The 13,439-nt window shown below is 63.5% G+C and carries 13 protein-coding genes; 6 read left to right on the top strand and 7 right to left on the bottom strand.

Annotation, left to right across the window (positions count from 1 at the left end; translation table 11 throughout):
- Positions 1–96: 96 nt before the first annotated feature.
- The 7 genes from AB870_RS09740 to AB870_RS09770 all read right to left on the bottom strand — a co-directional run bounded on the left by AB870_RS09740 (position 97) and on the right by AB870_RS09770 (position 6,992).
- On the bottom strand, positions 97–1,146 hold the full coding sequence (locus AB870_RS09740; RefSeq protein ID WP_053059648.1) for a bifunctional UDP-4-keto-pentose/UDP-xylose synthase: 1,050 nt from the start codon (positions 1,144–1,146) through the stop codon (positions 97–99).
- Between the two features lie 7 nt (positions 1,147–1,153).
- Positions 1,154–2,068, bottom strand: coding sequence for a formyltransferase (locus AB870_RS09745; protein ID WP_047907837.1), 915 nt, complete (start codon positions 2,066–2,068; stop codon positions 1,154–1,156).
- Positions 2,065–3,084 carry a glycosyltransferase gene (locus AB870_RS09750; protein ID WP_047907838.1) on the bottom strand — a complete coding sequence of 340 codons (1,020 nt, stop codon included), beginning with the start codon at positions 3,082–3,084 and terminating at the stop codon, positions 2,065–2,067. The genes AB870_RS09745 and AB870_RS09750 overlap by 4 nt, the downstream gene beginning before the upstream one ends.
- A complete protein-coding gene (locus AB870_RS09755) occupies positions 3,081–4,247 on the bottom strand; it encodes a DegT/DnrJ/EryC1/StrS family aminotransferase (protein WP_047907839.1) in 1,167 nt (388 codons plus the stop codon). The genes AB870_RS09750 and AB870_RS09755 overlap by 4 nt, the downstream gene beginning before the upstream one ends.
- Positions 4,248–4,382: 135 nt before the next feature.
- Positions 4,383–4,754, bottom strand: a complete 372-nt coding sequence (locus AB870_RS09760) for an SMR family transporter (RefSeq protein ID WP_047907840.1) — start codon at positions 4,752–4,754, stop codon at positions 4,383–4,385.
- A gap of 67 nt (positions 4,755–4,821) precedes the next feature.
- Positions 4,822–6,531 (bottom strand): glycosyltransferase family 39 protein, encoded by a 1,710-nt coding sequence (locus tag AB870_RS09765; protein ID WP_047909035.1) that lies wholly within the window; start codon positions 6,529–6,531, stop codon positions 4,822–4,824.
- A gap of 71 nt (positions 6,532–6,602) precedes the next feature.
- A complete protein-coding gene (locus AB870_RS09770) occupies positions 6,603–6,992 on the bottom strand; it encodes an Mth938-like domain-containing protein (RefSeq protein ID WP_047907841.1) in 390 nt (129 codons plus the stop codon).
- Positions 6,993–7,245: 253 nt separating this feature from the next.
- On the opposite strand from AB870_RS09770, the gene AB870_RS09775 reads away from it, so the two are divergent.
- The 6 genes from AB870_RS09775 to moaE all read left to right on the top strand — a co-directional run bounded on the left by AB870_RS09775 (position 7,246) and on the right by moaE (position 13,409).
- On the top strand, positions 7,246–8,472 hold the full coding sequence (locus AB870_RS09775; protein WP_047907842.1) for a pyridoxal phosphate-dependent aminotransferase: 1,227 nt from the start codon (positions 7,246–7,248) through the stop codon (positions 8,470–8,472).
- 37 nt (positions 8,473–8,509) lie between these two features.
- Positions 8,510–9,820 carry a homoserine dehydrogenase gene (locus AB870_RS09780; RefSeq protein ID WP_047907843.1) on the top strand — a complete coding sequence of 437 codons (1,311 nt, stop codon included), beginning with the start codon at positions 8,510–8,512 and terminating at the stop codon, positions 9,818–9,820.
- Positions 9,821–9,868: 48 nt separating this feature from the next.
- On the top strand, positions 9,869–11,335 hold the full coding sequence (gene thrC / locus AB870_RS09785; protein ID WP_047907844.1) for a threonine synthase: 1,467 nt from the start codon (positions 9,869–9,871) through the stop codon (positions 11,333–11,335).
- 66 nt (positions 11,336–11,401) lie between these two features.
- Positions 11,402–12,613, top strand: coding sequence for a molybdopterin molybdotransferase MoeA (locus tag AB870_RS09790; protein WP_047907845.1), 1,212 nt, complete (start codon positions 11,402–11,404; stop codon positions 12,611–12,613).
- 46 nt (positions 12,614–12,659) lie between these two features.
- Entirely contained in the window at positions 12,660–12,920 is a 261-nt protein-coding gene (moaD, locus tag AB870_RS09795) for a molybdopterin converting factor subunit 1 (protein ID WP_047907846.1), read from the top strand.
- Between the two features lie 27 nt (positions 12,921–12,947).
- The gene (gene moaE / locus AB870_RS09800; RefSeq protein WP_047907847.1) at positions 12,948–13,409 is read left to right on the top strand and encodes a molybdopterin synthase catalytic subunit MoaE; all 462 of its coding nucleotides are present in this window, start codon (positions 12,948–12,950) and stop codon (positions 13,407–13,409) included.
- Positions 13,410–13,439 lie beyond the last annotated feature (30 nt).

The following is a 13,439-nucleotide window of genomic DNA, read 5'->3' on the forward strand; positions in this document are numbered from 1 at the left end:
GATGCGCCGAGGGCGCACCGGGCGTGTCGTGCGAGGTTCAGGCGCTGTGCATGCGCGATGAGGCGCGATGAAGCAGTGCCGAGCGATGCACCGGCGTTATTCGCCCTCGACCAGACGGCGAGCTTCGGCGACGTGACCGCGATACGCTTCGAAAATCTTGCGCAGCGCGTCGTCCATCGACGTGGTCGGCTTCCAACCGAGTTCCTGCATGGTGTTCTCGATCTTGGGCACGCGGTTCTGCACGTCCTGATAGCCGTTGCCGTAATAAGCGCCCGACGACGTTTCGACGAGCTGCACCTTTTTGGCGGTCTCGGCGTACTCGGGGAATTCGCTGGCGAGCTTGAGCATCATGTGAGCCAGTTCGCGCACCGAGAAGTTGTTCGTCGGGTTGCCGATGTTGTAAATCTTGCCGCTGGCAATGCCACCCTTGTTGTCGATGATGCGCACCAGCGCGTCGATACCGTCGTCGATATCGGTAAAGGCGCGCTTCTGATGACCGCCATCGACGAGACTGATATTTTCACCGCGGGCGATATGACCGAGGAACTGCGTGACCACACGCGACGAGCCTTCCTTCGGCGTGTAGATCGAGTCGAGACCGGCGCCGATCCAGTTGAACGGACGGAACAGCGAGAAGTTCAGGCCTTCCTGCATGCCGTAGCCCCAGATCACGCGATCCATCAGTTGCTTCGAGCAGGCGTAGATCCAGCGCGGTTTGTTGATCGGCCCGTAGATCAGCGGCGAGTTTTCCGGGTCGAATTCGCCGTCGGTGCACATACCGTAGACCTCGGAGGTCGACGGGAACACCAGGTGCTTGCCGTACTTCACGGCCGAGCGCACGATCGGCAGGTTCGCTTCGAAGTCGAGTTCGAACACGCGCAGCGGGGCCTTCACGTAGGTGGCCGGCGTTGCGATGGCCACCAGCGGGAGGATCACGTCGCACTTGCGAATGTGGTACTCGACCCATTCCTTGTTGATCGTGATGTCGCCTTCGAAGAAGTGCATGCGCTCATGGTGGACGAGATCGCCGAGGCGGTCGGTGAGCATGTCCATGCCATAAACTTCCCAGTCGGTCGTCTCCAGGATGCGCTTCGACAGATGGTGGCCGATGAACCCGTTGACACCGAGAATCAGGACTTTTTTCATATTACGGTCAGTGATTGAGCTGGGAAAACTGTTCCGGCACGACAGGCTTGCCGTCCAGCATGAGTTCTTGAATGACGATGGCGTTCGCGTCGCCGCAAACGCCGAGGAGCGCATTATCCACTACTTGCACTCCGCAGGGCAAACCCGCGGGGGCGGGCGACCGGGACAGGCGCGCGCGCGTGACCACGTAGCGACGCCCCGCAATGTCGGTAAATGCCCCCGGATACGGCGGTGCGACCGCCCGGATCAGGTTGTAGACGTTCTGCGCGGCCTGTGTCCAGTCGATGCGGCCGTCTTCGGGCTTGCGTGCGCCGAAGTAGCTGCCGGCGGCGAGTTCGTTGGTGTGGCGCGGCGCCGTGCCCGCGATCAGGCCCGGCAGGCAGCGCCACAGGGTCTGCTCTGCGGCAACCGTGACCTTCTCGAAGACTTCGCCCGCCGTATCGTCCGGCAGGATGGGCACCGAGGTCTGATCGACGATCGCCCCGGCGTCCGGCTTGAGCGCCATTTCGTGCAGCGTCGCGCCCGTTTCCGTTTCGCCTCGCAAAACCGCCCAGTTCACCGGTACGCGGCCACGATACTTCGGCAGCAGGGAGCCGTGCATGTTGAACGCACCGCGCGGCGCAATGGCCAGCACGTCCACCGGGATCATGTGGCGGTAATAGAACGAGAAGATGAAATCCGGCGACACCGCACGGATACGTTCCGCGAGCGCCGGATCGGCCGGGTCGTCGGGCGTGATGACCGGGATACCGTGCTCGGCAGCCACACCGGCGACGCTGCCGAACCAGATGTTCTCGTTCGGATTGTCCTGATGCGTGACCACGAGGCCGACGTTGACGCCGCGTGCGAGCAGCACTTGCAGGCAGCGAACGCCAACGTTGTGATACGCGAAGACGACGGCTTTGGCGGCTTGGTCGCTCATGACGTATGCGATCCCAATTCGGTTGCCCCGGTACTCAGCGAAGCGCTTGCGTTGCTGCCCGTCGCCCTCTCGGCACGTCCGGCCGGTTCTTCCAGTACGGCCTGCACCAGATAGCGCGGACGTTGGCGGACCTGCTGGTAAATGCGGCCGATGTACTCGCCCAGCAGTCCCATGCCGAACAGGATCACGCCCAACAGGCAGAACGTGACGGCAAACAGCGTGAAGACGCCCTGGACTTCCGAGCCGAACAGGAAACGCCGTGCCATGAGCACGATGAACAGCACGCCCGAGGCGGCCGACAGCGTAATGCCCACGCCCGAGAGCCATTGCAGCGGTACGACGGAGAAACCTGTGACGAGGTCGAAATTCAGACGAATCAGCGAATACAGCGAGTACTTCGACTCACCTGCGAAGCGTTCTTCGTGCGCGACGTCCACTTCCGTCGGATTCTGCGCAAACGTGTAGGCGAGTGCGGGAATGAACGTGTTGATTTCACGGCACTGGTTGACCGTATCGACGATGTGACGGCTATAGCCGCGCAGCATGCAGCCCTGATCGGTCATGCGAATGCGCGTGATGCGCTCGCGCAGGCGGTTCATGGCGCGCGAGGCATTGCGGCGGAACCACGTATCCTGACGGTTCATGCGCACCGTGCCAACGTAATCGTGGCCGGCGGCCAGTTGCGCGACGAGTTTGCCGATTTCCTCCGGCGGGTTTTGCAGGTCGGCGTCGAGCGTGATGACCCATTCGCCGCGTGTGTGTTCGAAGCCCGCGAGAATGGCCATGTGCTGGCCGTAGTTGCCGTTGAACAGCACGACGCGCGTGACATCCGGGCGCGCGCGGTATTGCTCGGCAAGCAGGGCAGCCGAGCGGTCACGGCTGCCATCGTTGACGAACACCACTTCGTAGGTCACGCCCAGCTTGTCGAGTGCCGGGTAAAGCCGGGCAAAGAGGGCGGCAAGGCCTGCCTCTTCGTTATAAACCGGGATGACGACGGAGAGTTGGGGTCGATTCATTTTTGGTGATCAGCGCAAATAGCATTCACGGCTTCGCAGACGCGCGCAACGTCGGCATCCGTCATGGCGGGGAACAGCGGCAGCGTCAGAATCGCGCGGCCGAGGCGTTCCGTGTGCGGGAACTGTCCTTCCTTGAATCCCAGCGCACGATACATTGTAAACAGATGGATGGCGGGGTAGTGGACCCCGCTGCCGATGCCGCGCGCCTTCAGCTGCTCCATGAAGCCCGCACGGTCGATGGTAAGCCGCGTGAGCGGCAGTTCGATCTGGAACATGTGCCAGTTCGAATTGGTGAAATCGGCGTGCGGCAGGCCGACACCGAGCTTTACGGCGGCACCGCCCGCGAGCGTATCGAAATACAGTCGCGCCAGTTCCGTGCGGCGTTGATTGAACGCTGCCAGATGCGGCATCTGGCCCAGCCCCACACGGGCGGCCACGTCCGTGAGGTTGTACTTGCCGCCGAGCACGTCGACGTCCATGCCGTCGAGGCCGAAGCGGGTGACGCCTTGCAGACGATACTTCTCCGCTAGACGGGCTTCTTCGTCGGTGTTGAGCACCAGCGCGCCGCCCTCGATGGACGTCAGGTTCTTGTTCGGATGAAAGCTGAACGACACGAGATCGCCGAACGAGCCGATACGCTTGCCGTTCCAGGCGGCGCCCATTGCCTGCGCGGCGTCTTCGACCACGCGCAGCTTGTGGCGGCGGGCGATGTCGTACAGGCGGTCCATGTCCACCGGCAGTCCGGCGAGGTAGACGGGAATGATGGCCCGGGTTTTCGGCGTGATTGCCTTTTCGAGCAGATCCAGATCGATGTTGCGCGTGGCCGGATCGACGTCGACGAACACCGGCGTGGCGCCCACTTCCAGAATGACGTTGGACGTTGCGACCCACGACAGCGGCGTGGTGATGACTTCGTCGCCGCTCTGCACGCCGGCAATGCGCAGGCCGATCTCGAGCGTTGCCGTGCCGGAATTGAACACGCGCACGGGGCGGCCACCGAAATATTCGGAAAGTGCCTTCTCGAATGCCTGCACTTGCGGGCCCGAGGTGATCCAGCCTGAACGCAGCACTTCGGACACACCGGCGATGGTGGCCTCGTCGAGCGTCGGACGCGTGAACGGAATGAATGGTTGATTCGGTTGGGAGGTTGCCGAGTCGCTCATGATGTATGACTAAGCCTCAAAGTAGCTCGAAGATGCATGGAAAACGCGCCGGTCCGAAGGCCCCGAGGCCGAAGGTGGAAAGCGGAGAGCGGTCGGACGAAAGCGGTGCGTTCTGCGTTTGCGACGGGCGCGGCCTTAGCTGCGCGCCAGAATATAAACACCCACGAGAATGATGCCGATGGCCACGATACGTTGCATCGACAGCGTCTCGCCGAACAGATACCAGGCGGCGAAGGCGTTCACGACATAGCCCAGCGAGAGCATCGGATAGGCGATCGACACCTCGACGCGCGACAGCGCCAGAATCCAGACCACTACGCTGATGGCATAGCAGACGAGCCCGCCCATGATCGGCAACTGCGTGGCCAGCTTGATGCCGATGGGCACGATGTTGGCGCGCGTGAATTCGAGCGCGCCGATGGCGTTGGCGCCTGCCTTCAGCAACAACTGAGCGCATGCGTTGAGCAGCACGCCCGTGAGAATAAGGGAAAACGTGGCGAGATTCATGGAACGTTTGTGAACGTTTGTGAATAATTATGGATACCGCAACTTGTCTCGGAAAGGCCCAAGCGCGCTATTTTACGTCGTCTTCGGGCTGTGGTTTCGAGATCACGACACGGCGGGCATCGCGCGCGACGATACGCATCGGCAAATGCTCGGCCTCGAGTTGGCCGAACGTATCCGGATCGACCAGCGCCAGCGCCTTCGGGTCGGCACGCCACCGGGTGTAGAAGTCCTTGAGCGTCGGCAGCCATTTCTGCGGCTCCTGCTTCACGCCGAATTCGAGCTCGTCGGGGTGTTGCACCATGATCATGGACTGCCCAAGGTAGTAGGGCATGGTGTGATCGAGCACGTTCACCGAATAGAACGGCACGTTCGGTCCGAGCCGCTGCATCTCGGCCTTGACCGCCGGCACCAGCAACACGCCGGTGCTCTGGCGGCCGAACACTTCGTGCCCCATGCCGCCTATGCTCACGAGCAGCAGCATGCCGCCCGCGAAAGTCAGCAGGGCGCGGCGGGCGCTGTGACGCGCGAGGCGCCACGCCACGAGCGTGCCCGCCAGTCCGGCACCCACGGCGAAGTACAGCCAGATCTGGAACGCCTTGTACAGTTCGTTCGGATTGCGCACGCTGCCGGCGCGTCCGGCGAAGATCGCCACCATCACGAGTGCGGCAATCAGGAAGACGGCATAGCCGGCCAGGTGCAGGCGCACCGTGTCGCGACGCATTTGCGCAAGATACAGGCCGAACAGCAGCGCCATGGCCGGGGCGATCGGCAACAGGTACGAAATCAGCTTCGAGTGCGATGCGCTGAAGAAGACGAAGATGAAGACGGACCATACCCAGAGCATTGCCGCGGGCGCGAAGCCATTGGGCTGGCGCGGCATGCGCAGGGTTGCCCGCACCGTGCCCGGCAGCACGGACAGCCACGGCAGGAAACCGACCACGAACACGGGCACGAAGTACCACGGCGCACCGTCGCGGTTATGGCCTTCCATCGCGAAGCGACGGAAATGCTCGTTGATGAAGAAGAAGTCGAAAAACTCCGGGTTGCGCGTCTGCACGAGCACGAACCACGGCGCGGCGATCGCGAGGAAGACGACCAGCCCGCTGCCCAGATAAAGGCGACGCCACAACGCCCAGTCGCGCGTGACGAGCGTGTAAAGCACCAGTACGGCGCCCGGCAACACGATGCCGACCAGCCCCTTGCTCAACACGGCAAGCGCCATCGCCGCCCAGCACAGCCACATCCAGCCCCGCACGGCGCGACGCTCAAGCCCGGGGCGTTGCGCGAGCAGCAGCGCGCACAGCGACAGCCCCATGAAGAACGACAGACCCATGTCGAGCACGTTGAAGTGCCCCAGGAGCGACCACAGCGGTGCGGCGGCCAGTGCGGCGGCGGCGAACAGGCCGACACGGGCATTGAATATGCGCCGGCCGGTGAAGCCGACCATCAGCACACCCGCAAAACCGGTCAGGGCAGTCCAGAGGCGCGCCTGCCATTCGCCGAGCCCGAAGACGGCAAACGTCAGCGCGTTCATCCAGGTCTGGAGCGGCGGCTTCTCGAAGTATTTGTAGCCGTTGTAGCGTGGCGTGATCCAGTCGCCGGTCGTCCACATCTCGCGCGCCATTTCCGCGTAACGGCCTTCGTCGCTCGAAATCAGATGACGGTAATCGAGCACGCCGAACCACACGAGTGCGAACGCCAGAAGCAGCAGCCAGAAGGCGGCCGGGGACAGCGGGTATGCGGCGTGGGGGGCGGCGTGGGGGGCGGTGGGGGGCACAGGCGGTGTCGCGAAAGGCTGCGGCGTGAGCGGTTCGGCGCCCGGCAGGCCGGAGGCGAGGGGGCGGCGGCTCACTCAGCCGCCTCGGTTTCGATGAGCACGGCGAGCACGACGCGGCGTCCCTCGCTCATCAGAATGTTGTAAGTGCGGCAGGCCGCTTGCGTATCCATGGAATCGACGCCAATGCGCTGGCTCGTCAGTGCCGTGGTCAGGCGGGGATGGGCGAAGCGCAGTCGCGCGCCGCTGCCGAAGATCACGACTTCCGGGGCGCGCTCGCGAAGCCCGTCGAAGTGAGCGGCGTCGAGCGCATCGAAGCGCGACACCGGCCAGGGCGCGACCTCCCCCTCGGGCGAGATGATGACGCTGTGGTCGTAACGAACCTTGTTGACCTCGACATAGCCCGGGCCGTAGCCGGTGACCGTGTTCAATGCCGCTTGCGACGGGTCTTGATGCAGTTTCACTTTGGGAGATTCCCTACCCAGTGGTTACCCAGTGGTGGATGAGCGTCGACAGATCGTGTAACGGGCGGGCATCTTGCCTTGCGTGCCGCAAACCGTCAATGATGCATTGCCGAAGTCTGTCATAATTGGCTAAATTATAGCTTTTTGCCGTACGCAGCACGGCAAAACCGTTGCAGCGCGGCATTTTTCACTTCGTCCCGCCTGTTACCGGCCCGTCCGGACCCCTGCGCCGCCCGTCAAGACCACAACCGCCGTGAAACCGATCCTCAAATCGCAGAAATTGCAGAATGTCTGCTACGACATTCGTGGGCCCGTGCTCGAACATGCCAAGCGCATGGAAGACGAAGGACATCGCATCATCAAGCTGAACATCGGCAATCTGGCGCCGTTCGGTTTCGAGCCGCCCGACGAAATCGTTCAGGACATGATCCGCAACCTGCCGAACTCGGCCGGCTATTCCGATTCGCGCGGGGTCTTCGCGGCGCGCAAGGCGATCATGCATTACTGCCAGCAAAAGCGCATCACCGATGTGCAGCTCGACGATATTTACCTCGGCAACGGGGCGTCCGAGCTGATTGTGATGGCGATGCAGGCACTGCTCAACGACGGCGACGAAGTGCTCGTGCCCGCGCCCGATTACCCGCTCTGGACCGCTGCGGTCAGCCTGTCGGGCGGCACGCCGGTGCATTATGTCTGCGACGAACAGGCCGGCTGGCAGCCGGACCTCGCGGACATCCGCAAGAAGATCACGCCGAACACGCGCGCCATCGTCGTCATCAATCCGAACAACCCGACCGGTGCGCTGTATTCCGACGCGCTGCTCAAGGACATCGTGGCGCTCGCGCGCGAGCACAAGCTCATCATTTATGCCGACGAGATCTACGACAAGATCGTATACGACGGCGAGGAGCACACCTCGATCGGCTCGCTGTCCGAAGATGTCCTGACGATCACGTTCAACGGCCTGTCCAAGAGCTATCGCGCCTGTGGTTACCGCGCGGGCTGGATGGTCGTGTCGGGCGACAAGCGTCCCGCACGCGACTATATCGAAGGGCTGAACATCCTCGCCTCGATGCGTCTGTGTCCGAACGTGCCCGGTCAGTATGCCATTCAGACGGCGCTGGGCGGGTATCAGAGCATCAAGGACCTGATCGTACCGGGTGGTCGCCTGTACGAGCAGCGCGAACTTGCGCACCGCATGCTCACCGACATTCCCGGTGTGACGTGCGTCAAACCCAAGGCGGCGCTGTATCTTTTTCCGCGTCTGGATCCGGCGGTGTATCCCATCGCCAACGATCAGGACTTCATCCTCCAGTTGCTGCTCGAAGAGAAGGTCCTGCTGGTGCAGGGCAGTGGCTTCAACTGGATGCATCCCGACCATTTCCGCGTGGTGTTCCTGCCTCACGAGGGCGACCTGGAAGACGCCATCAGTCGCATTGCCCGCTTCCTTGACGGTTATCGCCGTCGCCACGGCAAGTGATGCGCGCCAACCGATTTCGACTTTTGAGTAAAACTGCATGAAACCGATCAAATTGGGCCTGCTTGGCCTTGGCACCGTAGGCTACGGGGCCTTCCAGGTACTGGCTCGCAACCAGGAAGAAATTCAACGTCGTGCCGGCCGGGGTATCGAGATTACGAAGGTTGCCGTTCGCAACGTGGAACGCGCCAAAGGGCTCGTGGGCCACGCCGCTGCGGTCACGGGCGACCCGTTCGAGGTGGTGAACGATCCCGCCATCGACGTGGTGGTCGAGACCATCGGCGGCTACGATCTGACGAAGGAACTGGTTCTCAAGGCGATCGAGAACGGCAAGCACGTGGTCACCGCCAACAAGGCGCTGCTGGCCGTATATGGCAACGAAATCTTCGCCGCGGCACGCAAGGCCAACGTGATGGTCGCGTTCGAGGCGGCCGTGGCCGGTGGCATTCCCATCATCAAGGCACTGCGCGAAGGGCTCACCGCCAACCGCATTCAGTGGATTGCCGGCATCATCAACGGCACCACCAACTTCATTCTGTCGGAGATGCGCGACAAGGGCATCGATTTCGACGTGGCACTCGCCGACGCGCAACGCCTGGGCTACGCGGAAGCCGACCCGACGTTCGACATCGAAGGAATCGACGCCGCCCACAAGCTCACGCTCATGAGCGCCATTGCGTTCGGCGTGCCGGTGCAGTTCGACCGCGCTTACGTGGAAGGCATCACCAAGCTGGCCGCGCTCGATATCAAATACGCGGAAGAGCTGGGCTATCGTATCAAGCTGCTGGGCATTACGCGCCGCGCCGAAGCGGGTATCGAACTGCGCGTGCATCCCACGCTGATCCCGGCCAAGCGCCTCATCGCCAACGTTGAAGGTGCCATGAACGCCGTGCTGGTGCAGGGCGATGCCGTGGGCGCCACGCTGTACTACGGCAAGGGCGCGGGCGCCGAGCCGACCGCATCGGCCGTGGTGGCCGATATCGTCGACGTAACGCGCCTGCAGACTGCCGATCCGGAGCATCGTGTGCCGCATCTGGCGTTCCAGCATGACTCGCTCTCGGACATTCCGGTGCTGCCGATCGACGAAGTCACGACCAGCTACTATCTGCGCCTGCGCGTGGTCGACCGTGCCGGCGTGATGGCCGAGCTCACGCGTATTCTGGCCGATCTGGACATCTCCATCGACGCGCTCCTGCAAAAGGAATCGCGCGAGGGGGAGCACCAGACCGACATCATCATCCTGACGCATCAGACACTGGAAAAGCACATCAATTCGGCGATCATGAAGATCGAAGCGATGGACACCGTGCTTTCGAAGGTCACGCGCATTCGCATGGAAGCGCTGAGCTGAGCGCATCGCACCGGCTCGCAAGCATCGACACGACAGGACACGACCCACATGAAATACATCTCCACGCGCGGCGCGGGCCTGAGCTCTGGCGAACCGCAATCGTTCTCCAGCATTCTGCTCGGCGGTCTGGCGCCGGACGGCGGTTTGTATCTCCCGACGGCATACCCGCAGGTGACGGCCGACGAACTGCGTGCCTGGCGCCAGCTGTCGTATGCGGAACTGGCGGCTCAGGTGCTGGGCAAATTCGCGGGCGATATTCCCGCCGAAGTGCTGGCCGATCTGACCAAGCGCACGTACACCGCTGAGGTGTACCGCAACGTGCGTCCGGGCGAAGACGCCGCAGAGATCACACCGCTGCTGCCGCTGGGCGTCGAAAAGGACACGCAGCTCTCGTTGCTGGCGCTGTCCAATGGCCCGACGCTGGCGTTCAAGGACATGGCCATGCAGTTGCTCGGCAACCTGTTCGAGTACGCACTGGCGCAGCATGGCGACGCCCTCAACATTCTTGGCGCCACCTCGGGCGATACGGGCAGTGCGGCCGAATACGCCATGCGCGGCAAGGAGGGCATTCGTGTCTTCATGCTCTCGCCGGCGGGCAAGATGAGCGCGTTTCAGACGGCGCAGATGTACAGCCTGCAAGATCCGAACATCTTCAATCTCGCGGTCGAGGGCGTGTTCGACGACGCGCAGGACATCGTCAAGGCGGTCTCGAACGATCACGCCTACAAGGCGCGCTACAAGATCGGCACCGTCAACTCGATCAACTGGGCGCGTGTGGTGGCGCAGGTCGTGTATTACTTCAAGGGCTACTTTGCGGCCACGGGCGGCAAGTCCGGTCGGGACGGCGAAGTGTCGTTCACGGTGCCCTCGGGCAACTTCGGCAACGTCTGCGCTGGTCATATCGCCCGCATGATGGGCCTGCCGATCCGTAAGCTGGTGGTGGCGACCAACGAGAACGACGTGCTCGACGAGTTCTTCCGCACCGGCCGTTACCGCGTGCGCAAGTCGGCGGAGACGTTCCACACGAGCAGCCCGAGCATGGACATTTCGAAGGCGTCGAACTTCGAGCGCTTCCTGTTCGATCTGCTCGGGCGCGATGCGACGGCGACCGCGGATCTGCTCTCGAAGGTCGAGCGCGAAGGCGGCTTCGATCTGTCGGGCAGCGAGGCGTTTGCCCGCGTGGCGAAGTTCGGCTTCGTGTCCGGTCGCAGCACGCACTCGGATCGTCTCGCCACGATTCAGGATGTGGCGGCGCGCTACGACGTGATCATCGACACGCACACCGCCGACGGCGTGAAGGTCGCGCGCGAGGCGCTCGAACCGGGCGTGCCGATGGTCGTGCTCGAGACGGCGCAGCCGGCGAAGTTCGCCGAGACCATTCGCGAGGCATTGCATCGCGAACCGCCGCGTCCGGCCGGTTTCGAGCAACTCGAATCGCTGCCGCAGCGCTTCGACACCGTGCCGAACGACGTCGAACGTGTGAAGGCTTATATCGCCGAGCACACCGGCCTGTGAGCCGCCGCCTGGCTTCCTTTACCCCTTGCTTTACCCCTTGCGCTCACTGACTTACGGGCCAATCGCATGCTGAGTACACAAGAAGCTCTCGACGCCGTGCTGGCGGCGGCGCGTCCGCTCGACCGGCACGAAACGGTGGACACGCTCGCCGCCAATGGCCGCGTGCTGTCGGCCGATGTCGTGGCCACGCTCGATGTCCCACCGATGGATACGAGTGCGATGGACGGCTACGCCGTGCGCGTTGCGGATCTGAGCGGCAATGAAACGGTGCTGCCGGTCTCGCAACGGATTCCCGCGGGGCATACGCCCCAGGCGCTCGCGGGCGGCTCGGCGGCCCGTATCTTCACGGGGGCGCCGGTGCCGCCGGGCGCGGACGCGGTCGTGATGCAGGAACAGTGCGAAGCGCGGGACGACGGCACTGTCGTGGTGCGCCACACGCCTGTCGCGGGCGAGTTCGTCAACCGCCAGGGCGCGGACATCCGCCGCGACAGTGTGGTGCTCGCGGCAGGCACGCGTCTGCGCGCGCCCGCGCTCGGCCTGGCCGCGTCCGTGGGCATCGCCAAGCTCCAGGTGGCGCGGCGTCTGCGCGTTGCGGTGTTCTTCACGGGCGACGAATTGACGATGCCCGGCGAACCGCTGCGAGCGGGCAGCATCTACAACTCCAACCGTTTCGTGTTGCGCAGTCTGCTGGAGAATCTGGGCTGCGAAATGACCGACTACGGCATCGTTCCCGACAATCTGGCGGCCACGCGCGCGATTCTGCGCGACGCGGCACGTGGCAACGATCTGATCATCACGTCGGGCGGCGTGTCGGTGGGCGAGGAGGATCACGTCAAACCGGCGGTGCAAGCCGAGGGGCGTCTGAACCTGTGGCAGATAGCGCTCAAGCCGGGCAAGCCGCTGGCGTACGGCGAAGTCAACCGGGCCAACGGCGAAACGGCGCACTTCATCGGGCTGCCGGGCAACCCGGTGTCGAGCTTCGTGACGTTCCTGCTGTTCGTGCGTCCGTTCATACTGCGTTTGCAGGGCGTGACGCACGTGACGCCGCGTCGCATCGCCATGCGTGCCGACTTCACACAGAAGAAGGCGGATCGTCGCAACGAGTTCGTGCGTGCCCGCATCAACGATCGGGGCGGACTCGACGCCTTTCCGAACCAGAGCTCGGCGGTGCTCACGTCGACTGTGTGGGGTGACGGCCTCATCGACAATCCGCCCGGGCATCGCATCGAGGCGGGGCAGACGGTGGCGTTCCTGCCGTTCTCGGACCTTCTATATTGAGAGACAGGTGTGCGGCCGATGTCGTGCGCCGCGCACCGCAAAGACTATGCAGATCGATCTCCGCTTTTTCGCCAGCGTCCGTGAGGCGCTGAACGTCGCCGAGGAGCGCGTGGACACCGTTCCCGCCGGGATTGCCACGGTGGGAGACGTACGCGAATGGCTGTGCACGCGCGGCCCCGTCTGGGCCGAAACGCTCGGGCCGCAGCGCCCGCTGCGCATGGCGCTCAACCATACGATGGTGCCTGCGTCGACCCTTCTGACGGAGGGTTGCGAAGTCGCTTTCTTCCCCCCGGTCACGGGCGGCTGACCGGTCAACGCACAGGAGACGACAGCCATGCCGATTCGCGTTCAGACCGAAGATTTCGACCTGTCGGAGGAAGTCCGCCGCCTGCGGGCGAACGACCTGCGCGTGGGCGCGATTGCCACTTTCGTGGGGACCGTCCGTGACCTGAACGACGGCAAGGACGTCTCTCGCATGACGCTCGAGCACTATCCGGGCATGACGGAGAAGGCGCTCGAATCCATTGTGGCGCAGGCGTGCGAGCGTTGGCGTGTGTTCGACGCGCTGGTCATCCATCGCTATGGCGAGTTGGGGCCGGGCGATCAGATCGTGCTGGTGGCCGTGACTTCGGCACACCGCGGCGATGCCTTCGCGGCGTGCGAGTTCATCATGGACTTTCTGAAGACCGAAGCGCCGTTCTGGAAGAAAGAGGCGACGCCACAGGGCGAGCGCTGGGTCGATGCGCGAGAGACCGACACCGCAGCGCGGGAGCGCTGGGTGGTGGGTGAGCCGTAATTTCCATGAACGTCGGCGAAAATGCAGAAT

Origin of the sequence: Pandoraea faecigallinarum (genome assembly GCF_001029105.3) — a bacterium.
GTDB lineage: Bacteria > Pseudomonadota > Gammaproteobacteria > Burkholderiales > Burkholderiaceae > Pandoraea > Pandoraea faecigallinarum.